Genomic DNA, 23,415 nt, shown 5'->3' with positions numbered 1-23,415 from the left:
TACATTGACGAAACATCAGTACAATGGTAAAATTATAAGTAACATTGACGTAGTCAGACATATACAGAACGGGGTGATCATATGCTGAATATTTTTTTCGGTGATATGACAGAGAAAGAATATCCGAATTATGTTTACAATACAAGTTTGTATTTTAATAATACATATCTTGATTCATGGATAGAAGATGAATTCTCAAAAAGAATGATCAAAAGCGTGGACAAGGCTGTAGTTCTCAGTCCTAATGCTGTAGACAGTAAGGCACTGGGCGTTATTCCTGTAACACAAATATCAGGCGGACTGAAAACACTGCTGCTTCTTCAGCACGATAAGGATAAAATTTTTAATGTATCAACCTGCGGAGACAACTGCGCAAGATGGGTACTTGAAATTGCCAAAAGATCAGATAAAGATTTGCTGATCAATTTAAGACATGTTATGGATTTCGGTGATAAACCGTATGAAATAAAAATAGTTAACAACGGTGTAGTGGTTCATAATGCAAAAGAGTATGTTATGAACGCCGGATTGTTTCTTTAAGGTGGCAGGAATATGACAGGAAAATATGAAGTCATAGTAAACAGCCGTCGTTTACAGTATAAATTTACGATATGCAGGAATATTACTCTGCTTCGCGGTGACAGTGCTACAGGCAAAACAACTCTTATAGAGATGATCAACGCATATAATCTTAATGGCCCGGGTATTGGCATTACGGTGAGCTGTCAAAAACCATGTACAGTACTTACCGGCTTAAGATGGAAAGAGAATCTTGCATCTATTCATGACAGCATAGTATTTATTGATGAAGGTGACAGATTCACTTTATCTGAAGAGTTTGCATCTGCAATTAAAGATACAGATAATTACTATGTAATTGCTACAAGATCGTCCTTGTTTAACTTGCCGTACAGTATTAATGAGATATACGGAATAAGGAATGTCGCAGGTAACAAATATCAGGGAACAAAAAGGTTGTATGCTGAATTTTATCCTTTGTGCAGAGTTGGTGAATCAGAATTCAGAATGCCGGATCTTGTTGTTGTAGAAGATTCTAATTCAGGATATCAGTTTTTTAATGATTATTTTTCAAGATACAATACAAAATGTATTTCTGCGGGTGGTAAGAGTAATATTTACGGAGAATTAATGAACAATGATTATTCCGTAGCACTGGTAATTGCAGACGGAGCGGCTTTTGGCCCGGAGATCGAAAGAGTGTTGTCTTTAAAAAAAGCCAGAGATATAATATTGTATTTACCTGAATCGTTCGAGTGGATAGTTTTTGAAATCCGGTTTGATAAAGAATAATTCTGTTTCAGATGCTATGCGAAATCCTCATGAATACATCGAAAGCAGAGATTACTTTAGCTGGGAGAGATTTTTCACGGATTTGCTTATTGAATCGACCAAGGACACTTATCTTAAGTACGAAAAATCAAAATTAAATGATGCTTATCTTAATGAACGTGAACGGAATGCTATTGCAGATATTATGCCTTCAATTATTGAAAAATAAAATGCAGGTATCATCAAACCAACGGAAAGGATGAGAATAATTAATACAGAAGCAGTAACGGAAATAACTGATCAGCTTACGGAAGCGGCGGTGACGGAAATCGATGTTGTTGGTGTTATCGCTGAAAAGGCGGAGGAAACGGTATCGATCTATACCAGGCTTTCTGCAATGTTCGGTGAGAAACTGCCTAACATTGTATTCGCTGTAATAAGCTTTGTTATCGGTTTTATAATCACAAAAATAGTGCTGAAAATAATAAGCAGAATGTCCGGAAAATCAAAGCTTGACAAAACAGCAAACGGTTTTTTGCATTCTTTTGTAAGCGCTATTTTATATTCTATCGTCATAATCATTTCACTTAATGTGCTTGGTGTACCTATGGCATCCATACTCACTGTTATCGGTGCGGCAGGTCTTGCACTCAGCCTTGCACTTCAGCAGTGTCTTTCCAACGTGGCAGGAGGATTCCTTATCCTGATTACAAAGCCGTTCAAGGCAGGGGATTTTATCGAGATAAACGGCGTGACAGGCGAGGTCGAGGGTATTTCAATTCTCTATACCAAACTTCTTACTCCGGACAATAAGTTGTCATATATACCGAACGGTTCAGCTGCAAATGAGCGTATCATAAACTATACCGTTACCCGTACAAGAAGACTTGACCTTGTGTTCTCGGTAAGCTATGAAAGTGATTTCCGTAAGGCTATCGAAGTTATAAACGGTGTCATAGAAAATAATAAGATGGCACTGAAGAAGCCTGAACCGATAGTACGACTTACGGCTCACGGGAAGAGTTCGCTGGATATCGACTGCAAGGTATGGGTAAAAAGCAGTGACTATTTCAGTCTGAAATATGATCTTATGGAACAGGTCAAGGATGCCTTTGATGAAAATGGCATAGAAATACCTTATACAAAGATAGACGTAAACATGAAAAACAAGGGAGAATAAAATGGCACGTTCAAAATTACTGTACGTATGCAGTAACTGCGGATTTGAAAGTTCAAAATGGAACGGACGCTGCACAAACTGCGGCGAGTGGAATACGTTTGAGGAAAAGGAGGCTGTGGATGTAAAAACAACATCTTCCTTTTCAAGACAGCAGTCTGCAGCATCGAGTCTTGCAGACAAGCTTTCGAGACTCGGCGAGATAGGAGCAGATACTGATGTCCGTTACGATACAGGCCTTTCGGAACTTAACCGTGTACTCGGCGGCGGACTTGTCAAGGGTTCCATCGTTCTTATCGGCGGTGAACCGGGTATAGGTAAAAGTACGATTCTGCTTCAGATCTGTCAGTACTTCGGCGAGGAACACTCCATACTGTATATCTCCGGAGAAGAATCGGTCCGTCAGATAAAACTTCGTGCGGCACGACTGAACGTTACGACGGAAAGCCTTTATCTTCTTTCGTCAAATGATGTCGAGTCCATTTGTACGACCATTGAGGAAACTGAGCCGGACATAGTAATAATCGACTCGATCCAGACCATGAACCTGAAGCAGATAAGTTCAAGTCCGGGAAGCATAACACAGGTCCGCGAGTGTACCAACATGTTCATGAACACGGCAAAGAAACTCGAAATACCTATACTCATTGTCGGCCACGTAAACAAGGACGGCGCCATAGCAGGTCCGAAGGTAATGGAGCATATTGTTGATGCGGTTCTGTACTTTGAGGGTGAGCGAAACTTAAGCTACCGTATTCTCCGTGCGGTTAAGAACCGTTTCGGCTCCACCAACGAGATCGGTGTTTTCGAAATGATGGATATTGGTCTGAGACAGGTGGAAAATCCGTCTGAAATGCTTCTGGCAGGCAGACCGGTCGATGTTTCGGGTACCTGCGTTGCATGTATAATGGAAGGCTCGCGTCCTATTCTTGCCGAGGTACAGGTGCTTGCGACCAAGTCAGGCTTTGCTTCGCCGCGAAGGGTATGCACCGGATTTGACTACAACAGAATGGCAATGATCGTTGCCGTACTGGAAAAAAGAGCGGGACTGTTTTTCGGAACAATGGACATTTACGTAAACGTTGTAGGCGGATTCAAGCTGGATGAACCTGCAGGTGATCTGTCAGTTGCTCTGGCACTGCAGTCGAGCCTGTTTGACAAGCCGGTGAGCGAAAAGGTCATTGCTTTCGGTGAAATAGGTCTTGGCGGCGAGATACGTTCTATCTCGCACGTGCCTAACCGTATCCGCGAAGCAGAAAGAATGGGATTTGACGTTGTCATCCTTCCGAAGCACTCAATGAAGGAGATAAATCCCGGAACTTATAAAACAAGAATAATCGGAGTTTCAAATATAAGACAGGCTTTTGCAGCGGTAAATGCCATTGCCCGTGAGGAAACAGACAGAAAAGAGGAAAACTGATGAAATTTATATCATGGAACGTAAACGGCTTCAGAGCCTGCCTTGGAAAAGGCTTTGAAGATTATTTTAAATCGGAAGATGCAGATATTTTCTGTTTACAGGAAACAAAGATGCAGCCGGGACAGGCTGATTTTGATCCTGAAGGATATCATTCCTACTATCACAGTGCTCAGAAGAAGGGTTATTCAGGAACAGCGGTGTTTACTAAAAAGGAACCGCTGAATGTTACCTACGGCATAAACGGTGAGCACACTGACGAGGGAAGAGTAATCACCTGCGAGTACGAGAATTTCTACTTTGTCTGCTGCTACGTTCCGAATGCACAGCCGGGACTTAAGAGGATAGATTACCGTATGGAATTTGAAGATGCAATGAGAGCGTATCTTAAGGAACTCGACAGTAAAAAGCCTGTTGTTTACTGCGGTGACTTAAACGTTGCTCATAATGAGATAGATCTTAAAAATGCAAAGGCAAATGTCGGCAACGCCGGATTCTCAGACGAGGAACGCGGCAAGATGACTGAACTTCTTGGTGCAGGTTTTGCCGACACATTCAGAAGGCTCAATCCTGATCTTACAGGAGTTTACTCATGGTGGTCATACCGCTTCAACGCCAGAGCCAACAACGCAGGGTGGCGTATCGACTATTTCATCGTCTCTGAAAGACTGATGGAGAAAGTCGAAGCTTCTGAAATACACTCGGAAGTACTGGGAAGCGACCACTGTCCGGTAGTTCTGAAAATAGATCTGTAATGAAAGATGCCCTGGAGCATCTAAGGTGAACTTAAAAACGGCAGCATAACCATTGCGGTTTATGCTGCCGTTTAATTTGGTGTACCACTCAAAAAAAATATTTTTAAAAATTTTCGAAAAAAGTGTTACACATTAAGATTACTATGCGTTTATATAAGTGAAGGACAGATCTGAACTTCAAAAAAGGGAGGAAGCGTATGACTGATAATGAAATACTGAGTCTGATGCGGGAAAATCCGCCGGAGGGACATCGGGAACTTTTTAATAAATATTACAGCTATGTATATGCCATAGTGAACAGGATACTAACCGGATCCGGCAGTGCAGATGATGCGGAGGAATGTGTCATAGATGTATTTGCATCGGTTATGATGAAACTTGTTCCCGACGAAAACTGCTCATTAAAGTCGTACATCGGGACGACTGCACGAAATGCCGCAATAAGCATGCAGCGTTCGCTCGTGATAAAGACGGGCAGAAACGTATCTGCAGATGATGAGAATATGGCAGAGATCGCAGATGATGAGGATATCGAAGAAAAGAACGACAGATCAGAAACATCTGAACTGCTGCTTAAAAAGGTCTCCGAGCTCGGGCCTCCCGATTCAATAATAATTATTCAGAAATACTACTACGATAAAAGCTCAAAGGATATAGCCGAAATGGTAGGACTTAATGCAGTTGCTGTCAGAATGCGCTGCACAAGAGCAATGAAGAGGCTTAAAAAGCTCCTTGAAGCCGACGGTATAACTTTGTAAAGGAGAGTACATATGAATAATAATAAGAAAATAATAGAAACTCTTCGCAAAGCGGATAAGGCTTCTGTGGAGAAATTAATGACAGATGAAGCAAAGAAGAACGAGATATTTGCAAAGGCACAGCTCAGAGCAAATATAAGTCAGTCCGAATACACATATAGTGTGAGGGGCTCTGAAGATAACAGGAGGAAAATCAACATGACGAGATTTATAAACATAGCTGCAACAGTGGCACTTATGACAGGACTTGTAGGCGGGGGAGCATATATGAATAATAAGCTGCCGAAGACTCCAGAGCCGGAAACGTATCCAGAAACACAGGTAGCTGTTACGGTACCGGAGACTGTAACAGCTGTAAATACAGAAGTTCAGGTCACAAAACCGGGGACAGAAGAACATGATAAGTCCACCGTGACCGAAGTTGTTTACGTTACTGCAGAAGGGACTTCGGCTGTCGAAGATACAGAAGTTACTACCGTGCAGCAAGTGACAGAAGAGCAGAATAAGGTCAGCGTGACCACGGAGGAATTAACTGAAAAGGTTAGCAAAGAGGATCTTATCGAAAAGGCTAAGGATAATAATTGTGTGAATTATTTTGATAAGTTCTCTGCGGACTATACTGTTCTTATAAACGAGGGAGGCGAATTTTATTCAGAGCCTTCGACTGTTACAGGAAAGTTCTATCTTGATGAAGTCGGTGGTTCTGCTTCAAGAACATCCGAGCAATATGTAAACGGTAAGTGCATCAGCAAGTCTCTCATAGCAATAAAGGACAATCTGTACTATGATGCTAAAGAAGAATTGGCAGAAACAGATTACTCAAACGGTGGATTTATATTCCTTGAAACTCCGAAAAAAAATTGCTGGGTAAAAGATAATAATTCCGATAAGGTATTTTTATTACCTGGTGGTAGGGAATTAGATGTATATAATCCGGAAAACTGGAAAATAACAGGAGAAAGAATAGAAAACGGCAGGAAGATAGTATTGGTAAGCGGTGTTCAGAAAGGCGATAACAATTATGAAGGCGTTTATCGTGAACGCACTTACACTGCAGAAGCTGACGCAGCAACAGGTGTGATCCTTTCTTATGAAGAGCGTGACAGAGAAGGAAACATTACTTTTTCATACAAAACAACTAATTACAGGTTTGACGATGATGCTGTAGAATTCAAATCAGCAGCAGATATAATAAACGAAATTAAAAACAGTGGATTTACTATGTATGGAAGCGACGGAAATATCATTGAGTGATATTGAAATTAAGCAACTCCGATGAATGTGCATCTTCGGCGAATTGAAAAACGGCAGCATAACTATTGCGGTTACGCTGCCGTTTCGTTAATTATCGTTTCAGAATCGCTTTAAAAAATCGATAAAAGCGATAAAATCGATTTACCTATTAAAAAGCCACTGTCAGCAAACCTTCCACGGATTTTCCTTACCGTCGAAATGGCATCTTGCACCGCGGAGGGAGTCACGTACCATTGTGAGTATGGTCTGTTCAGTGTAGAAGGCCATGTGGTGTGTCATTGTAACGTTCGGATAGCTTCTGAGAAGGTAGAGCGGCTTCTTGTGGAGTATCTCCTCGCGTCTGTCGTAGTAAACAAGATCGAATTCGTCTTCGATAACGTCAAGTCCCATTCCACCGATCTTTCCGCTTTCGAGTGCGTCGATGGCAGCCTCAGTGTCGATAAGTGCACCGCGGGCAGTGTTTACGATAACAACACCGTCTTTCATCTTTGCAAATTCATCTTTGCCGAGCATGTGGAATGTGCTTTCGTTTGAAGGGGCGTGAAGTGAAATGATATCTGAATTCTTTAAAAGGTCATCAAGTTCCGTGTATTCAGCATATGCAGGAAGTTCCTTGTTTTTTCTCGGACTGTAAACAAGAACTTTGCACTTGAATCCTTCAAGAAGACCGATGAGGGAAGAACCTATGCTCCCTGCACCGATTATGCCGACTGTAAGGCCGGAAAGCTGTTTTCCGAGAAGACCTTTGAGTGTGTAGTCCTGTCCGTAGAAACGGTGTTCTATCGATTTGGTTTTTCTGAGAGTCATGAGCATGAGCATGAGAGTGAACTCTGCAACGCCTTCAGGACCATAAGGTGTGTTTGCTACTGTAATTCCGAGTCTTCTGCAGGCTTCAAGGTCAATGTGATCGTAGCCGATGGTTCTTGTTACAATGTAGCGAATGCCAAGCGCGTAGTATTTTTCGAGCATCTCAGCGGTCAGAGGTGTCGTGATTATATTAAGACACTGACAGCCTGCTGCGAGTTCAACGTTGTCAGGTGTAGGTGAGAAAGGAACGTGTTTAAGTTCTATACCGAACTCATCGGCAAACTGATCAAAGTACTGTTTTTCATCAAAATCGCGGTAATTGTAAGCGAACATTTTAATCTTATCCATGTTGTTTTCTCCTGTAAAATCAATAATATTAATTTTAACATTTTTTTGCACACAATTCAAGGGCGATAAGTTATCTTTTACCCGTTATCGGTGAAAACGGTTATTGTTTTTAATTAAGAGCCGTAATAGCCTAAGACTATAGATCACAGCAAATGATTGCGTATTTACAGTAATTGACAATTTATTCTGCAGATGATATAATGGAATTATAATTTGTAAACGTAAAGGAGTATACTCATGAAACTTGTTATACAGAGAGTCAGTGAAGCTGGTGTTACTGTTGACGGAGAGCTTGTCAGCAGTATAGGAAAAGGTTATCTTGTATTTTTCGGAGCTGGTGAGGGCGATGTGAAGGAAGATGCTGAGCGGCTTGCGAACAAGATGATAAACTTAAGGATATTTTCAGATGAAAATGACAAGATCAATCTTTCACTTGAAAATGTTGGCGGCGAACTTCTGATAGTTTCACAGTTCACGCTTTACGCAGACTGCCGCAAAGGAAACAGACCTAATTTCACAAGTGCCGCAAAGCCGGATGAAGCTGAGGCTCTTTATGAATATTTTATCGACCTGTGCAGAAAAAAGGTCCCGGTAGTGAAAACGGGTATTTTCGGGGCAGATATGAAGGTAAACATGATAAATGACGGACCGTTTACTATAATTCTTGAGTGATATGTTCTTCGGCGTGCTGTAAGCAACACCTTATCAACGATTATTTGGGTTATGTTTGGACGGTGCAACTTAGCGCAAGCCTTATGATCTCGATGGTGACGGTGCGTGGACAGTATTGGACCTGTGTCTGATGAAAAGTCAGCTTCTTCAATCTAAGCAGACAACCGGAAATGGCGGTAACAATGCACTTGTGGTATATGGTATATCGAGGAGCTGGAGGAGTTTCTTCCACAAATCAGTATCTCGGTTTTGAACTGACCGATGACGAAATGCAGCAGATTGAATCACTGAACCGTGATGAAAAACATGATTGGTATTAACTCGATCGTGCGTGTGTCGGTTTGCAATAGTTATTCTATGTGTAATAGCAAAGCCCTGAGATCTGCTTACCGATAAGCATTTCTCAGGGCTTCATTTATTCCATATTCCCTGCAAATATCCTTTCCACCACGATCTGTGTCATCTCCTGCACCGATTCGGCATAACCGCCTTTTGCCCACTTCATAAAGATACCGAAAAGCCCGTAGGCAAGGTAGTAGTTTTCGTAGGTGTCCGAGGTCTGCTCCTTGTCGCTGTCGGTCATGATGACCTCATAAGCTGACAGGATCGCTCCGTGATGTCCCTGTCCGATGATGAGATCATTCTTTTTCCGCAGTGAATAGCAGAAATCAAAATATCGTCTGACACGGTAGCTGTCACCCAACTGATGCTCTTTGAGCCTGTGTTCACGCTCATATTCACGCCACTTCATGATGATGTAGGCGGCGATGATCTCGTCCTTTGATTTGAAATTGCGAAAATAGGTTGCTCTGCCGATGCCGCCTTCCTCGCAAAGCTCGTCCACGGTGATCTTTTCGATGTTCTTCTTTTTCATCAGCTTGAACAGCGCTTCACCGTAGGCTGAGGTCACATATTCTGACATTTTCCGTTCTTCCTTTCTGCCTGATGATACTTTTTCGCTAAATAGTATCATTTTCCCGATCTTATTGACTTTGCAGCCGTTTTATGATATTATAGTATCATAGAAAAGCAGGCTTGTCAAGCCGTGAGATTGAGGAGGAGTTGTCATGGAAAACACAAAACCGAAAAGCAGACTGAAAAAGGTACTTATCATCATCGGCATTATCATTTTAGTGATCGCAATAGGCATTTTTATTCTTCTGAAGCTGACATTTCTCAAAACATTCCCGAAACTCAAAGGTGAACCTGTGATCGGCAAGTGGTATGAGGTTGAAGTGGACGGTGCAAAGTCCTCGGACGGCAGTGAATGGCACGGCATATTCCGCAAGGGTACGGAAAACAAGGTGGTCGTGTATTTCTTCGGCGGCGGTGTGAGCATTACCCCTGAGACTTCCGAGAGTGGCAAAGAGTTCTATGCGACCAATATGACGGCGCAGGACTTTGTCGCACAGGGCGGTATCGGCAGCACGGCGGAGGAGAATCCGTTCAAGGACTGGAGCTTTATCGTGATTCCCTATGCGACAGGCGATTTTCACGCAGGCACGGGAACTTATGAAGGCAAAAAGACTGTGTATCACACAGGATACAGCAATTACTCCGCTTATGTGGAACAGGTCAGGCAGTATATCGGAGAGCCTGACACGCTGCTTGTAACAGGCTTTTCGGCAGGCGGATTTGCGACATCCTTGTTGGCTGACGATGTGATCGACCGTTTTCCGAGTGCTGAAAATGTAACTGTCTGTGTTGACAGCTCGCTCCTGCTTTATGACGGCTGGCACGAAACGGCTGTGGAGCTATGGAAGGCTCCGGCTGAAATATCAGACAGACTGACCACAAATAACCTTGTTCTCGACAGTCTGACCGCACTCCACGAAAAGCGCGGTGACAGCGTGAAAATACTCTTTGACTGCTCCTGCCGTGATGATACCCTGATGCAGTATCAGTCCTATATCGACAGCGGAAAAATGGATAAGACCCAAGAGCTTGGCGATCACTTCCAGCGTGATCTGAAAGAAATGGTGAACGGCTTGCAGACGAATATCTCCGATGTGGGTATTTATATCTGGAGCTGCGGAGAAGATGCAGAAACCCATAATACCCAGCATACGATCATATCTGCGAATGTGTTTGACAAGCTCGGCAATGACAGAAGTGTTGGTGAGTGGATATTTGATGCTGTGAACGGTGATGTCAAGACCTACGGGCTGGAATTGCTTGATAAATCGTTTTGAGGTGAGGAGCATTAAGAATATATCCTATAAGACAACACTGACTGCCTGTTTCATCGGCTATATAATTCAGGCAATCGTCAATAACTTTGTGCCGATGCTGTTTCTGCGGTTTCGGTCGGAATTCGGTATCCCATTGGCACAGATCACATGGCTCATAACGATCAATTTTGCCGTTCAGCTGACTGTGGATGCGGTCGCTCCTGCCTTTGTGGACAAGATCGGGTATCGGGTATCCATGCAGCTTTCACATATCCTGTCTTCATCGGGATTCCTGCTGATGACGATCCTGCCCGACAAGCTCCCGTCACCCTTCGCCGGACTTGTCATCTGCATAGCACTGTATGCTGTGGGAGGAGGGCTTATGGAGGTGCTTGTAAGCCCCATCGTTGAGGCTTGTCCGACAGACAACAAGGAAACTGCGATGTCCTTGCTCCACTCCTTCTACTGCTGGGGACAGGCGGCTACTGTGCTGTTATCAACTGTATTTTTTGCTATCGCGGGAATAGAGCATTGGCGTATACTTGCCGCATTATGGTCGATCGTTCCGATATTGAATTTTATTCTTTTTCTGAAAGTCCCAATTGCTGCACTTTCCGAAACAAGAAGACAAGAATCGGGATTAGCGGAATTGATAAAAACACCCGGATTTCTATTTTTCTGCCTGATGATGCTTTGTGCAGGGGCTAGTGAGCTGACGGTAAGCCAGTGGGCATCTGCATTTGCCGAGTCGGGACTGCAAATCTCGAAATCCGCAGGAGACCTGATAGGAACAATGGGATTTGCAATATGTATGGGCAGTGCAAGAGCGTTGTTCAGTAAGTTTGGTGAGAAGATACCGCTGCAAAACGTAATGCTCGCATCGTCTGTTTTATGCGTGATGAGCTATCTGCTGATCGGGCTGACAAAAGCTCCGTCAGCCGGACTGATCGGCTGTATGCTGTGCGGATTTTCAGTCGGGATATTCTGGCCGGGAACTTTCAGTCTCTCAGCCGCAAGGCTCAGAAACGGTGGAACGCTGATGTTTGCATTATTGGCGCTTGCAGGCGATCTTGGGTGCGGTGCCGGTCCGACGATCGCAGGAAAAGCGTCTGCCTTATTTGGGAGCGATCTGCACAGGGGTATCTTATGCGGTATTATGTTTCCGTGTATCATGCTCTGCTGTGTTCTTCTGATGGATAAGGAATAAGACGATATTCACAGGCGCAGAACATGAGGGAATACTTGAATATCACAAACGAGCTTGACCACCACGGTGTGACCGTCTACTCCCTATCCGAGCCGTTCAATACGGAGACAAAAGAGGGGTGTATGATGAGGAACAATCTGCTGAACTTCGCAGAGTTTGAGCGTGAGACGATCGACACTACGTGTGACGAAAACAAAAATGAAGGTGTCAGGTCAGTTCTCATCTTCAAAAACAGCAAATAACTATGCAATGATTCGTACATACATTGAAACATGCCGAAGAAATGGAATCAACGAATATGATGCATTAACAAGATTATGTGATAGTAACCCATATACTGTCGAAGAAATAATTGCTGAATGTGAATAATATAAAATACAGCATCATCAGGCCGGTAATAAAACCGGTCCAGTGGTGTTGTTTTCTTTTGTGCTGGGAAAATTAGGCCGTGAATAGTAACATTTGGATAGAGTAAGAATTGTGCCGAAGGCACCACCATTTGAAAATGTACGCCTTCGGCGTGCTATAATAAAAAAATGCACCCGGTGGGTGCATTTTTATTAGTATCGATTTATGTTTATAAAAAGATTGTTTAGTTTATCATATAGTTCGCCTACGACTGGTGGTAATTCATCTGGTTCAATAGCTTTCAGACGATCATCAGTAATCTGAATTTTTCTTTTCAGAAAATCTACTGTCAGTTCGAAGGAATTTATTTCGAAAATAAGCTGAACAGTATCTGATGAAACGCATTCGCTTTTGAATACATTATCGCCAAGTTCCATGTTGTCAATTGCGTCTGTGAACATATTAAAACGTTTAACAGCTTGTTTAACTTCGCCTTTATAGATATCTTCTTCGACAGCGTTCTGCGAGAAGAATACATCTCTGGTACGTAGAACTTCATTATAAAGAAGCGCATCAGCCTGTTTATGGATAATTGTTTCAATAGCGTTGACACGTTCAGGAGTAAAAGTATTATCACCACGGAATGAAAACGAAAAATCGCGGATAGTTTTAACACGGTCGCGAAGTTTATCGTTCATCGCCATCTGACCTATTCTTGTGAAGTCATCACCGAGAACAGGGGCATATTCGAAAAGTTTATCTCCGATGTTGTCAAAGTCAGTCATCGAAACATACGGCAGCATGGAAAGATTGAGATCGAACACTGGAGCCATTCCGGTGATATTCAGTGTGTCGTTGTCAAAAAGAACGCCGTAGTTTCCAGCATGTCTGTCCTGATTGAAGCAAAGAGAGTCAACTACAAGCATCTCACGGAATTCCTGTGATGCGCCTATGTTTTCAAAATAATCGAAAACATCCTGAAGGCTTTTAGCTTTCATTAGTTTCGAAAATGAAGCGTACCCATATTTTTCGTTTGTGAAAAGATTGCATTTCGATGCGAGCTTATCATGAAGCAGAACTGTATGATAAGGAACATAGTTTTCCGGACTGATAATAGCCGCAATCTCAGATGCCAGCATTTCACAGTAAGGTTCCAGACCAGCTCCGTATTCGTTACCTCGTTTGTAAATAAAAATATCAGAACCGAAAAATCCTGGCTGATCTTCTTTACGGAAGCACTTACGGAATGATCCTTCGCAGGCAAGCTCCGGTGATGTGGATGAAAAATCAGCAACGTATAAACCGACACCTTCGAACGCAAGACGGGAGATAGTTTCTGTGAACTGATTGCTGTAAAGTGAAATCTGTTCCCACGTAAGGCTTTCATTTTCAGTTTTTATCCAGAACGTGTCGTTGATCGTTGCTGCGTGCGTTGTTCTGATAAAGCCTTCATTATCGTCACAGCCCATCTGACGCATAATCTTCTGCAGGTGCGCATTATGTTTAGAGGACTTACGACTATCGAGCCATGTATTGATGTCATCGAAACCCAAAGGAAGAATGCCGGTCTGATCCACTTTAACGAAAAGTGTTTCATCAGAAAAAGCAGTAGCTGGCTTCTTCTCAAAAGACGCAACGACTGTGTTTTTATTCATTAACAAATACATTTTCTGACCGACCTCCTTTGTTCATTATTCTCTAATATTTTACCATACTTTTTGTGAAATATCAATGTTTATAATATTTAAGGAAATTTTCATCTTGATAATAAAGAATGCATATGGTATAATGTTCGCATAAAAGATTTTGTGTGATACAGAAGATTTATAATTGTGCCGAAGGCACCACCATTTTAAGGGAGGCGAAAAGGAGAAAACGAGATGAAACGATGGAGTTCACTGCAAAATGAGTAATGGTGTGAAATTAAATCAATAACGTTACGGCTCATATTAAGTGAGCCGTTTATTTTTACCTGATATTAAATTAATTGTGCAAAACATATATTTACGACTATAATAGCTGCAAACATTTATATATCCAAAGTTCCCTTTTGTACGATGCAAAACTTTCTGTTATGTGCTAAAATATAATTATAGTGAACGTATAAATGATTTATACGTTCACTATAATTAATTCATTCATTTATATTGCCTTGCAGATCCGCAAACTACGTTTGCTCCCTGCATATCGGCTAATAGTAAACGAAAATATATTTTCGTTTACTATATAACTGCAAAAAGTAATTGCAGAAAACAGGGGGAATTTGAAATGAAAAAAACAGCAGTAACAGCAGCCGTATCATCATTATTGTCAGCAGCATTTGTATTTACGATGACAAATGCTTTTGGCGGAGCGATCGATGCTCATTCGGTATACAACTGTGATGTAAACGGAGACGGAGTAGTTAATGTAATGGACCTTAACGTGGTCAAGAATGCGCTTATCGGCGAATTTAGCGGTACTACACAGACAACACCTGCCGTAACGGAAATACCGAAGGTGACTACTCCTGCAACTACAACACCAGCACCGACTACAAATCCAACACCAGTTGCAGAAGATGATCTTTCAGTATCGTATCCGAATCCATGGGTAGAACCATATAATGAGATAATTAATTTTTATTATGATACTTTAGCTAAACAGGACGGCTATGTTGAAGCTGGATTCGGAGCTTGCTGGTATGGAGAGAGAGTCAGCCAGGATCCGAAAGCAGCATTTGAAACGACCGGTTATACATTTAAGGATCTTAATGAAGACGGAGTTCCGGAACTTATCATGGGTGAAATTACTGACAAAGACAAGATGACCGGTACTGAACTTGGTGTAGTTTATTCCTATGATGTTTTAAACGGAGATCTCATTGCTGTATTTGAATCCTGGGCAAGAAATCAGAATTTCCTTATTTCTTCTAATACAATAGGGCATATAGGATCTAGCGGTGCAGCAAATACTGTTACAGAAAAATTCCAGCTTGAAAAAGCTTCTTGTGATCACAAGGTTGTTTCATATGTATTCTCAGAACTTGAAGGAGACAAGGTAGTGTTCTATACTAATACTACCGGCGAACCAGACAAAAGCAAGTCAACTGTAATTGAGAATTTTGATCTTGATGCAGAGCATAAAGAACTTCTTGCAAGTAAGCAGAATATAGAATTTACTCCGCTCAAATCTTTCAGAAAAAACAATCCGGTAACAGCTTCATATTTTACCGAAGACCTTAAAGATTACAAAGCATATAATCTTTTCAGTGAACCTAAAACGAATACTGTGCTTACAGCTTCAGATGATATTACATATCTGACTGTATATGATGCTCAGATGGGCGAAAACAAATGGACTGTTAAACCGATCTGTACATGTAAGGAACTTAAGAAAGGTCAGTCGCTGGCTGCCGGTATCAGCTATCCTGGTGACATGCCTAACACCGCTATTTCATTTATTGATAAATACGGTATTAAACATATCTATATGCTGGCACAGAGCGGCAAAGACGGTTCACTTGAACTTTCAGATCCTGTTTATCCAGTTGAAAAACGGACGAACACAGGAGCTCCTGAGGTAGACCGATCAGATATTGCAGGCGTATGGTATAAAGACGGTGATACAAGCAGTTCATATATCAATATTTCTGCAAACGGAAAGTTTACCGCTTACTACGCTGACGGAAATGTAGAGGCAACCGGTAATATTGTGAAGGATTCGGAATATTATCATTTAATTAAAGATAATAATGAATCACTCATTAGCTTAAAGTTCGGCGATTCTAAAAATGAAAATGTTCTTTATGCAAAGAGCAGCGGTGAAATACGCTATGAAAAAGTCCTCGGACCAGACGGTGCAGCTTCTGACGGACGTTAAAGTTATAAGCAAAATTTAGAAAAATCAGGTTCAGTCTACATGTATATGTGTACTGAACCTGATTTGTTTTGTATTTGAAATGTTTTAGTAAATGAAGAAATTTCAGAAATTTGCGGAGGCTATCCGCAGATAATTTTATATGCCGTAAACGTTGTTAAAGTCTTCTCCTTTATTCAGTCTGTCGATAAGATCCATCAGACCTTCTCTGTGATGAGCTTCCATCCATAATCCGACTTCGTGCTTTGCAATAACATAGTGGAACTGTCTTTCACTTTCTTCTTCGCAATGGAATTCTCCTGGCTCATCGATATCTTCAAGAGCGGGAACGTTTTTTACCGTTATCAGTTTTTTCAATCCAGCTTTCAAGACTGTAGCGCTCGCGGTAGTCGTTCTGTGTTGCAAGCCCTTCGTCAAACCATATCGGTATAGCCGACCTTGCTTCTTTAGTCAGTCTTGCATGTAATTCTGTATGAGTTATTTCATGAGCAACGATATCCAGGTTAAAGTATTCGTTTGACAAACAAGTATAATCATGTTTTTTCGGGAATAAAAATGTGTAGGTATCCTTGCCTCCACCGAGCTTCGGCTGAATTTTTTCATTATCATTCAGGATGATAGTTGTATCACTAGCATATGTCAGTTCTCCGTAGAAATCTCTGTCACGGTCTTCAGCTTCATGGATCAGGTTCAGTATTTCATCCTTACTCATAGCGTTGTCCTTGTTTACATACACGTTTTCTGCTATTTGTTCAAAATAACTGCGGTATGGCACGGTTAGGATGTAACCATTCTTTGTGAACTGAAAATACCAGACAGCCGCACCTGCAAGTAAGATCAGTAATGTTACGACTATCCCTGTGACGACCTTTTTAGCTTTTGTTTTCATGTTGTTGCTCCTTTGTTTTTATATATAGATTTTGATCCGGATCATCTACTTTGTAATGCAAAGTAGGTTTGATGATATTGTAACACAACTACTATGCTTTGTCAAGTAGTACGGATGAAAAATTTGTACGTTTTTTAGAAGGAGAATTTGAACGCTGTTGCAATTTTCGGGTGGTTGCGCTATGATATAGATAAGAGATCAGACGAAATTGACGGAAAGGTAAGAGATGGATAACAAAAGTGCATTCTGTGCAGAGATTTATGATAACAAAATAAGAAAAGTCATACCGTTTTATGATGAGATCTATGATCAGATAACGGACCTTATCAGGACGTATTTCGGCGACCGGAGCATTTCACTTCTTGATACCGGATGCGGTACCGGAAGAATGGGACTGCAGGCATCGGAAACATTAAACCTTTTGGAACTTGTATTATGTGATCCCTCGGAGAAAATGCTCGAAGGCGCACGGGAAAAGCTTGCAGGAAAGAACGCAGAATTCTGTATGTGCGGATCAGAAGAACTTAATTTCGAAAACAGATTTGATGTGGTAACAGCCATACAGTGTCATCATTATTTTGACCGCAGCCAGAGAGAAACAGCTGTAAAAAACTGTTTCCGTGCGCTTAAACCGGGCGGCATGTTTATCTGTTTTGAAAACACGGCTCCGTTTACTGAAACAGGCAGGGATCTGGTTTTAAAAAGGATAGAAAACTTCGGTCTTAATGCCGGCAGGACTCCTGAAGAAGCTGCTCATCATACTGCAAGATACAATACTGAATATTATCCTGTTACAGTATCTGATCATCTTGAACTACTGAGAAAAACAGGCTTTGCTGTATCGGAAATATTCTGGCTCTCATATCTGCAGAGCGGATACTATGCGATAAAATAAAGAAATCAATATGATCTGACTGTGTAAATACGATAGATGTTTATGCCAGTCTGTGTTTTAACTGCCTTTTTGTTTTGTAATCAAATTGTCATTGACAGTTTAATAGATTTGAAGTATAATAGTCATAGTCTATTCAGAAGGAAGTGATACAATGATCGACAGAACGAAGTTCAAGACTATATCGGAAAACAGAAAAGCAAGACATGATTACTTCATACTTGAAAGCTACGAAGCAGGTATTGAACTTGTCGGTACTGAAGTCAAATCATTGCGTCAGGGCGGAGTAAACCTTAAGGACAGCTGGTGTTCCATTGACGACGGCGAGATGTTCATTAAGGGTATGCACATTTCTCCTTATGAAAAAGGCAACATATTCAACCGTGATCCGATGAGAGTAAGAAAACTTCTTCTTCATAAGAAGGAAATTGAAAAGCTCTTCGGAAAGATCAAGTGTGACGGACTTACACTTGTTCCGATCTCTATCTACTTCAAAGGCTCGAACGTAAAAGTTCAGGTCGGTCTCTGCAAGGGTAAAAAGCTTTATGACAAGCGTGATGCAGCTGCAGAGCGTGATGCAAAGCGAGATATAGACCGCACGATGAAGTCCCGTAATAATTATTAATACGGGGGCGTAAAGGTTTCGACGGGGATCTTGCAGTATAATAAGCGAGTAGAGGATGGGCAACCTCTTAAATAAGGCATCCAATTAAAATTAAACGCTAGAAATAGTATTACAGTTAGCCGTAACTACGGCGAACTCCAGGCAGCGTAAGCTCCCTGACCGTTCTGCTTAAGACTACCACGACTTATTCAGAGCGTTGACTTAGTGGTGAACGACCGTTATGATGGCCTTTGCATTTCGGCTGTACCTAAAGGCTACCGTGTTCTCCAGCGTGTCTGTCCGCGGCTGATCACGGGAATTTAAAAGACAAACTACACTCGTAGAAGGTTATATGAATAGTTTTTCGGACGCGGGTTCAATTCCCGCCGCCTCCATAACTCGAAAAATCCCGCAAAAGCGTCAACTGACGTAATTGCGGGATTTTCTTTTACTCTGACAACGTAAATTATTTAATAAATTCCTAAAAAATACCCTGAAAAAAACAGTATTTTAAGAAAAAAGTTCACACGAAATTTCACACGACTTATTCTTAAAAAATCACTCACCGGCGTGAATGATACCTTCAAAGTATTCGTTGATTTTTCTGTTGACCGCTTCACGTTCTTCACTGAAAGTGTGCTGATAAACATTTCTGAGAGTAGAAGTCGTGCTCCAGCCGCCGCGTTCCATTGCGTACTTGTCCGGAATGTGAAGCTTTACCATGACAGAAGCGTTCAGATGGCGCAGGTCGTGGAATCTGATAGGCGGGTCTATGCCGTTCTTCTCCTGCAGTCTGATAAATCTCTTGTAGATTGCCTGACCGGACAGCGTGGTGAGGTATTCCTGTTCAGGATCAAGAGCGTCGATAAGGTTCTGAATGTATTCCGGTATGTCTTCCACTCGTGTGGAATCATAGGTCTTTGTCATTTTCTTCTCGATGTGTTTGCCGTTCACGGTGACGATCGACTTTCTCACGATAAGTTTTCCGTTCTGTGCGTCTGACTTCTTAAGTCCTCTGATCTCTGACATACGAAGCGAAAGCCAGATGGAGAGAAGACACGGCAGCTCGATCTCGGTTCCCTTTATGATCTCAATGATCTTTTCAGGTTCCGGCATGGAGCGGATCTGTTTTATCTTCTTCGGAAGAGTGACCTTCACATTCAGGTCAGGAGCATATATGTCAAGAGCGGCTCTCAGAAGCCCGTAAGCGTTCTGTACTGACTTAGGGGATAATCTTTCTGCTTCAACATTGACAGCGGCCTGTACGGCTGTTCTGGTTAGCTTTCCAAGCTGTATATCCATGAGCTGCTGAAACTTGTTTCGCCTGATTTCCTTGTAGCCTGAAATGGTAGTAGGAGAGAGAATGTTACTCTTGCTCTCGATATACTTGTCTATCGCCTTGCCAACAGTCATTTCAGCAGCTGGCTCCTTATTCGTAGCAGCGAACTGAGCGGCAAGGAATTCCGCTTCTTTCTTCGTGTCCGCAGTAAAGGACTTCATGATCTTCTTTCCGTTCTGGTCCTTGCCGGCGTACACCTGCACTCTCCAGGAACCTGACGGGAGCTTTTTAGCCTTAGCCATAACATCATTCCTTTCTTGACAAGTCAGGAACGAGTATGCTATACTAAGCCTGTAGAGGTTCGGGTAGCGATACTCGTTCACAGTGCCGGTTTTCCGTTAGCCCGGAACCGGCACGCTATTTTTCTTCAAAGAACTCCTTTTACGGAAATCCTATGAAAAGAAGAGCATCATTTCACTGGTGCTCTTCTTTTTTATTTTTTCTTAAGAAAATTTCTGTAATCTGTATCAAAGCGTAAAGCATCGATTTTATTGTCGATAATTTCAAGAAAATTACCTCCGTTTAAGATATGCTCGAAATCTTTGCAATTAAAGTCGATTATGCATGGCCTGTCGGATTCGTTTTCTCTTGAAAGATAGTATTTCTTTATTAATCCTTCTGAATCTTTCCACGATCCCGCTTTGCCTGTTATACCGTGATAAGAAAACAAAATGGCGAATTTTACGTTATGCGTGGTCATTAGCCCTATTAATTTTCCGACGTATGTTACTCCGACCGATTTTCCATAATTTTTGCATTCGCAAATAAAACGCTCATATTTCTTAAATGTGCTAACAGGTTCATCTTTTTTTATATCAGTGAGAAACTGTTTTTCTTTTTTTAAAGACACCAGCTGATCAATTTCATTAGTACTTGAGTGCAGATTTTCAATTACATTGAACAATCCTCCTGATGAAGACAAAAGCGAAGTGACTAACGATTCAAGAGCTTTGCCTTTTGCAGCAGTAGAGTAAGTTTTATTGCTGTTAGTCTTTTTAAAATATTCAAATTTTGCTTTGTAGTCTTCGAGCTGTTCTGAAGTGAATTTGCATAGTAAATTATATGATAACCTACTTTCAAGTTCTGAAATTAGCTGACTTGTTGAAAGTCCTGATGCATCCGTCATTCTGATATCACCTTGTAGATTATATATGAATTTTGCGGACCGTCAAAATCATGACAGCATTCAGAACATTCAAATGTATCCGGAATCTGATTAAAAACCTCAAATACATCTCCGGTTGTTTTCTGACATTCAGGACAGTAAAGCTCGTAATATTGTTTTAGTATGTTTTCATTTCTCAGAAGTTCAAGAATTAAGAAAACTTCTTTGTTAGACAAACCTGTTTTTCTTATGAATACGCCTGGATACAACCAGTTTCCGACTTTGTAATGTTTAAGTAAATCCAAAATCGTGATGATTGTTGAATCAGGAAGTTGAGTCTTGCTGTTCAGTAGGGTGTTTATGTTCTCCAATGTAGCTGATAACATGATCCATCCTCTCCGTTCCTATAAGAGTGTTACTGTAATGCTGAATAAGATTGTAATCACTGTTTCTGTATTTAAAAACAATTTTTATGCTGATATTACGCGTTTTGATTTGGTTGATCCACGTAATTACTATAGAAGTGTAATCAGACATTTCTTCGTTTTCGTAAATAAATTCTTCTAACGCAGCCTTAAGCGCAGGAGCCTTTTCAAGTTCAGACTGATGTTCGGAAATAATGACTTTCAGATCTCCGATTATCGGAATCATATAGTTTTCATTTTTTCCGGCATCAAGTTTTGCTCTACCTCCGTTTATGAGTTCCATTTCCTGACAAGTGATTTTTATTATGTCTGAATCCTCATTCGAAAGATCTGTTTTAATATGCTCCAGTGAAAGTGGAAATATATCGATACTATACTCTCTGGAAATATAATGCTTTATGAATTCTATTAAATCAAAATAATGATTATTGTTTCTGCTATAAGGAGAATATATCGTATCAAACCTTATTTCTATCAGTTTTTCAGTTTTATGAATAACAACGAGCACAGTGTGCTTAATGAGTTCTTCACTGCCGTTACTGTAATTGAATGAATCAGTTTTAAAATTAAATTTTAAAACTATTTTGTTTTCTTCAATTCTTATAACAGGAATTATATCCTTGCTTAAAAATTCATAAAGAGAATCCTGTTCACATATAATATTTTCTGATTTATTTTTGATAGCTTCACACAATTCGTCGAATTTATCTGATTCAAAGACTGAAGAATATTTGTAATCTTTATTGAATTCCCAGCTTTCAAATATTTCTATAGCACGGTCGCTTTTTGAAAGGATTTTATGTATTTTGTTGTGTAAAGTATTCTCTTTTGTAATATCAATTCCGTCATAGTTTTTCTATTGATAACTGTTCATCGTCTATTATATCAATATTAGCATCAGCTTTGAAAAAGCTTGAGCACATGGTTGCTGACTCTTGAATTGTACTCTGCAACTTCGCTCATTAAATATGAGACATAATCTTCTCTATTCATTGTTTTCCTCCTATGTAATGCTATTATAGCATAATACGAATGCTAAATAAAGCATAAAATTTGGGCGTTTAAAAATCCACCCGAATGGCCGCTCACTCCGTTTTCTTCTCCTTCACCCTGTCAATAACCTCCGTCATAAGCTTAATCTGCTCATCGTAGTCAAGTTCCCGGAACTTCTCGATGAGTTTTTTTTCGTTTATATCATAATCGCTGCTACTCAGCATACTTTTCGAGGTGATCCCAGTCGATATCTTCATCAGCGATAAAACCACTGCTTTCAGCGTGCTCTATTCTTTCACGTTCATAGAGAGTGGCTTTTGTGTAATCAGGATCCCATTCATCGTCTTCGACCTCTATGAGATCATGAATCTGACCTTTTCCGGCTTCAAACTGTGCTGCAGCCTTATCGATTTCGGCTAAATATTCAGCATTCCTTACAGCTTTCATAATGTTGTTATATTCACCTTCACTAAGGAGAACAACATTTCCGTTTTCGGCGTTTATAATTTCTTTTGTACTCATCAGTATTTGTTATATATTTGTCCGCGGTTTCCTGCGTCTGAAACATCAATCAATGTTACGGTTTCTTCTTCTTCTATAATATCAATTGAGAATATGATTCTGCAGTCACCGACACGAAGCCGATAAAGGTTGTCATGACCTGCAATTTTAACAATGTCCCCTAAAAACGGCAGCAAATAAATCGCTCTTAATATTCGCTGTCGCTGATTTACGTCCTGGCTATTAATGAATTTTCTTGCTTTCTTGCGAATCTTGTACTTATAAATCATTTGGGTTCATTCCTAAACTTCTTACATAATCATCGAGATCCATGACATCATCATTGTCAATTTCTGAATCTGCTATCAGCTCGCTATCAAAATCATCCGGCTCAACTTCTTCAATGCTGTTGATGTTAAGTCCGAAAAGAGCGATAAACCTTTTAAGCTGTTCTTCAGTAAGTGAATAATAGATTGTATTAGCCATTTCCCTTGTACTCATAAAAATCACTCCTTATCTGAATCATAAGTATAATCACACACTGGTTCTTTGTCAACCCTTACTTCTTCTCCTTCACCCTGTCAATAACCTCCGCCATAAGCTTA

The 23,415-nt window shown here is 41.0% G+C and carries 28 protein-coding genes, 1 other RNA gene and 1 pseudogene; 17 read left to right on the top strand and 13 right to left on the bottom strand.

The genetic code is table 11. The annotated features are described in order from the left end of the window. Nucleotides 1-81: 81 nt before the first annotated feature. The 8 genes from CC97_RS01120 (at nucleotide 82) to CC97_RS01090 (ending at nucleotide 6,651) form a co-directional block, all read left to right on the top strand. The gene (locus CC97_RS01120) at nucleotides 82-540 is read left to right on the top strand and encodes a DUF4869 domain-containing protein (RefSeq protein WP_044973323.1); all 459 of its coding nucleotides are present in this window, start codon (nucleotides 82-84) and stop codon (nucleotides 538-540) included. Nucleotides 541-552: 12 nt separating this feature from the next. After that, nucleotides 553-1,311 carry a translation initiation factor 2 gene (locus CC97_RS01115; RefSeq protein ID WP_242848088.1) on the top strand — a complete coding sequence of 253 codons (759 nt, stop codon included), beginning with the start codon at nucleotides 553-555 and terminating at the stop codon, nucleotides 1,309-1,311. Next, the gene (locus CC97_RS20735) at nucleotides 1,298-1,519 is read left to right on the top strand and encodes a hypothetical protein (RefSeq protein ID WP_242848087.1); all 222 of its coding nucleotides are present in this window, start codon (nucleotides 1,298-1,300) and stop codon (nucleotides 1,517-1,519) included. The genes CC97_RS01115 and CC97_RS20735 overlap by 14 nt, the downstream gene beginning before the upstream one ends. A gap of 30 nt (nucleotides 1,520-1,549) precedes the next feature. After that, nucleotides 1,550-2,470 carry a mechanosensitive ion channel domain-containing protein gene (locus tag CC97_RS01110; RefSeq protein WP_049962597.1) on the top strand — a complete coding sequence of 307 codons (921 nt, stop codon included), beginning with the start codon at nucleotides 1,550-1,552 and terminating at the stop codon, nucleotides 2,468-2,470. Nucleotide 2,471: 1 nt separating this feature from the next. Next, nucleotides 2,472-3,887 (top strand): DNA repair protein RadA, encoded by a 1,416-nt coding sequence (gene radA / locus CC97_RS01105; RefSeq protein WP_044973320.1) that lies wholly within the window; start codon nucleotides 2,472-2,474, stop codon nucleotides 3,885-3,887. Continuing rightward, nucleotides 3,887-4,639: an exodeoxyribonuclease III gene (locus CC97_RS01100; RefSeq protein WP_044973319.1), complete on the top strand. Its 753-nt coding sequence runs from the start codon at nucleotides 3,887-3,889 to the stop codon at nucleotides 4,637-4,639. The genes radA and CC97_RS01100 overlap by 1 nt, the downstream gene beginning before the upstream one ends. Before the next feature lie 197 nt (nucleotides 4,640-4,836). Next, a complete protein-coding gene (locus CC97_RS01095; protein ID WP_044973317.1) occupies nucleotides 4,837-5,397 on the top strand; it encodes a sigma-70 family RNA polymerase sigma factor in 561 nt (186 codons plus the stop codon). 12 nt (nucleotides 5,398-5,409) lie between these two features. Beyond that, nucleotides 5,410-6,651 (top strand): hypothetical protein, encoded by a 1,242-nt coding sequence (locus CC97_RS01090; RefSeq protein WP_044973316.1) that lies wholly within the window; start codon nucleotides 5,410-5,412, stop codon nucleotides 6,649-6,651. Between the two features lie 162 nt (nucleotides 6,652-6,813). On the opposite strand, the gene CC97_RS01085 is transcribed toward CC97_RS01090, so the two are convergent. Beyond that, nucleotides 6,814-7,806, bottom strand: a complete 993-nt coding sequence (locus CC97_RS01085) for an NAD(P)-dependent oxidoreductase (protein ID WP_197021798.1) — start codon at nucleotides 7,804-7,806, stop codon at nucleotides 6,814-6,816. 237 nt (nucleotides 7,807-8,043) lie between these two features. Between CC97_RS01085 and dtd the strand changes: the two genes are divergently transcribed. Continuing rightward, a complete protein-coding gene (gene dtd / locus CC97_RS01080) occupies nucleotides 8,044-8,478 on the top strand; it encodes a D-aminoacyl-tRNA deacylase (RefSeq protein ID WP_044973314.1) in 435 nt (144 codons plus the stop codon). A 170-nt stretch (nucleotides 8,479-8,648) separates the two neighbouring features. After that, complete coding sequence (locus CC97_RS19910; protein ID WP_156036731.1) at nucleotides 8,649-8,798, top strand: hypothetical protein; 150 nt, start codon at nucleotides 8,649-8,651, stop codon at nucleotides 8,796-8,798. A gap of 95 nt (nucleotides 8,799-8,893) precedes the next feature. On the opposite strand, the gene CC97_RS01075 is transcribed toward CC97_RS19910, so the two are convergent. Next, complete coding sequence (locus CC97_RS01075; RefSeq protein ID WP_044973312.1) at nucleotides 8,894-9,400, bottom strand: TetR/AcrR family transcriptional regulator; 507 nt, start codon at nucleotides 9,398-9,400, stop codon at nucleotides 8,894-8,896. A 145-nt stretch (nucleotides 9,401-9,545) separates the two neighbouring features. Between CC97_RS01075 and CC97_RS01070 the strand changes: the two genes are divergently transcribed. The 3 genes and pseudogenes from CC97_RS01070 to CC97_RS20730 form a co-directional block, all read left to right on the top strand. Continuing rightward, entirely contained in the window at nucleotides 9,546-10,670 is a 1,125-nt protein-coding gene (locus CC97_RS01070; protein ID WP_044973311.1) for a pectin acetylesterase-family hydrolase, read from the top strand. Next, the gene (locus CC97_RS01065; RefSeq protein WP_081849924.1) at nucleotides 10,627-11,856 is read left to right on the top strand and encodes an MFS transporter; all 1,230 of its coding nucleotides are present in this window, start codon (nucleotides 10,627-10,629) and stop codon (nucleotides 11,854-11,856) included. The genes CC97_RS01070 and CC97_RS01065 overlap by 44 nt, the downstream gene beginning before the upstream one ends. 23 nt (nucleotides 11,857-11,879) lie before the next feature. Beyond that, nucleotides 11,880-11,975: pseudogene (locus CC97_RS20730) on the top strand (hypothetical protein); the annotation flags it as partial. Nucleotides 11,976-12,416: 441 nt separating this feature from the next. On the opposite strand, the gene CC97_RS01060 reads toward CC97_RS20730, so the two are convergent. Beyond that, nucleotides 12,417-13,871, bottom strand: a complete 1,455-nt coding sequence (locus CC97_RS01060) for a hypothetical protein (protein ID WP_156036729.1) — start codon at nucleotides 13,869-13,871, stop codon at nucleotides 12,417-12,419. 601 nt (nucleotides 13,872-14,472) lie between these two features. On the opposite strand from CC97_RS01060, the gene CC97_RS01055 reads away from it, so the two are divergent. Beyond that, nucleotides 14,473-16,065 (top strand): dockerin type I domain-containing protein, encoded by a 1,593-nt coding sequence (locus tag CC97_RS01055; RefSeq protein WP_044973309.1) that lies wholly within the window; start codon nucleotides 14,473-14,475, stop codon nucleotides 16,063-16,065. Nucleotides 16,066-16,200: 135 nt separating this feature from the next. On the opposite strand, the gene CC97_RS20725 is transcribed toward CC97_RS01055, so the two are convergent. Together CC97_RS20725 and CC97_RS01050 are read right to left on the bottom strand one after the other, a co-directional pair. Next, nucleotides 16,201-16,419 carry a hypothetical protein gene (locus CC97_RS20725; RefSeq protein WP_242848086.1) on the bottom strand — a complete coding sequence of 73 codons (219 nt, stop codon included), beginning with the start codon at nucleotides 16,417-16,419 and terminating at the stop codon, nucleotides 16,201-16,203. Beyond that, a complete protein-coding gene (locus tag CC97_RS01050; RefSeq protein WP_242848085.1) occupies nucleotides 16,379-16,951 on the bottom strand; it encodes a hypothetical protein in 573 nt (190 codons plus the stop codon). Before CC97_RS01050 ends, CC97_RS20725 begins: the two co-directional genes overlap by 41 nt. Before the next feature lie 226 nt (nucleotides 16,952-17,177). Here CC97_RS01050 and CC97_RS01045 point away from each other — a divergent pair, with 226 nt between their 5' ends. The 3 genes from CC97_RS01045 to ssrA all read left to right on the top strand — a co-directional run bounded on the left by CC97_RS01045 (nucleotide 17,178) and on the right by ssrA (nucleotide 18,845). Then, complete coding sequence (locus CC97_RS01045) at nucleotides 17,178-17,846, top strand: class I SAM-dependent methyltransferase (protein WP_044973308.1); 669 nt, start codon at nucleotides 17,178-17,180, stop codon at nucleotides 17,844-17,846. A 151-nt stretch (nucleotides 17,847-17,997) separates the two neighbouring features. Further along, nucleotides 17,998-18,468, top strand: a complete 471-nt coding sequence (gene smpB, locus CC97_RS01040; protein ID WP_044973307.1) for an SsrA-binding protein SmpB — start codon at nucleotides 17,998-18,000, stop codon at nucleotides 18,466-18,468. A gap of 3 nt (nucleotides 18,469-18,471) precedes the next feature. Next, nucleotides 18,472-18,845: a transfer-messenger RNA gene (gene ssrA, locus CC97_RS19390) on the top strand. A 160-nt stretch (nucleotides 18,846-19,005) separates the two neighbouring features. On the opposite strand, the gene CC97_RS01035 is transcribed toward ssrA, so the two are convergent. The 8 genes from CC97_RS01035 to CC97_RS01005 all read right to left on the bottom strand — a co-directional run bounded on the left by CC97_RS01035 (nucleotide 19,006) and on the right by CC97_RS01005 (nucleotide 23,311). Continuing rightward, entirely contained in the window at nucleotides 19,006-20,028 is a 1,023-nt protein-coding gene (locus CC97_RS01035) for a site-specific integrase (RefSeq protein WP_044973306.1), read from the bottom strand. A 191-nt stretch (nucleotides 20,029-20,219) separates the two neighbouring features. Next, nucleotides 20,220-20,912: a restriction endonuclease gene (locus tag CC97_RS01030; protein ID WP_044973303.1), complete on the bottom strand. Its 693-nt coding sequence runs from the start codon at nucleotides 20,910-20,912 to the stop codon at nucleotides 20,220-20,222. Continuing rightward, nucleotides 20,909-21,127: a hypothetical protein gene (locus CC97_RS01025; RefSeq protein ID WP_156036728.1), complete on the bottom strand. Its 219-nt coding sequence runs from the start codon at nucleotides 21,125-21,127 to the stop codon at nucleotides 20,909-20,911. The genes CC97_RS01030 and CC97_RS01025 overlap by 4 nt, the downstream gene beginning before the upstream one ends. A gap of 88 nt (nucleotides 21,128-21,215) precedes the next feature. Beyond that, entirely contained in the window at nucleotides 21,216-22,010 is a 795-nt protein-coding gene (locus CC97_RS01020) for a hypothetical protein (protein WP_044973300.1), read from the bottom strand. A gap of 391 nt (nucleotides 22,011-22,401) precedes the next feature. Beyond that, nucleotides 22,402-22,533: a hypothetical protein gene (locus CC97_RS21240; protein WP_278245304.1), complete on the bottom strand. Its 132-nt coding sequence runs from the start codon at nucleotides 22,531-22,533 to the stop codon at nucleotides 22,402-22,404. Beyond that, the gene (locus CC97_RS01015; protein ID WP_049962595.1) at nucleotides 22,523-22,831 is read right to left on the bottom strand and encodes a hypothetical protein; all 309 of its coding nucleotides are present in this window, start codon (nucleotides 22,829-22,831) and stop codon (nucleotides 22,523-22,525) included. Before CC97_RS01015 ends, CC97_RS21240 begins: the two co-directional genes overlap by 11 nt. Then, the gene (locus tag CC97_RS01010) at nucleotides 22,831-23,100 is read right to left on the bottom strand and encodes a type II toxin-antitoxin system RelE/ParE family toxin (RefSeq protein ID WP_044973298.1); all 270 of its coding nucleotides are present in this window, start codon (nucleotides 23,098-23,100) and stop codon (nucleotides 22,831-22,833) included. The genes CC97_RS01015 and CC97_RS01010 overlap by 1 nt, the downstream gene beginning before the upstream one ends. Beyond that, a complete protein-coding gene (locus CC97_RS01005; protein WP_044973296.1) occupies nucleotides 23,090-23,311 on the bottom strand; it encodes a hypothetical protein in 222 nt (73 codons plus the stop codon). Before CC97_RS01005 ends, CC97_RS01010 begins: the two co-directional genes overlap by 11 nt. Nucleotides 23,312-23,415: the final 104 nt, after the last annotated feature.

The organism is Ruminococcus sp. HUN007, assembly GCF_000712055.1.
Lineage (GTDB): Bacteria > Bacillota > Clostridia > Oscillospirales > Ruminococcaceae > HUN007.
This window is presented reverse-complemented; position numbering and strand designations above follow the sequence as displayed.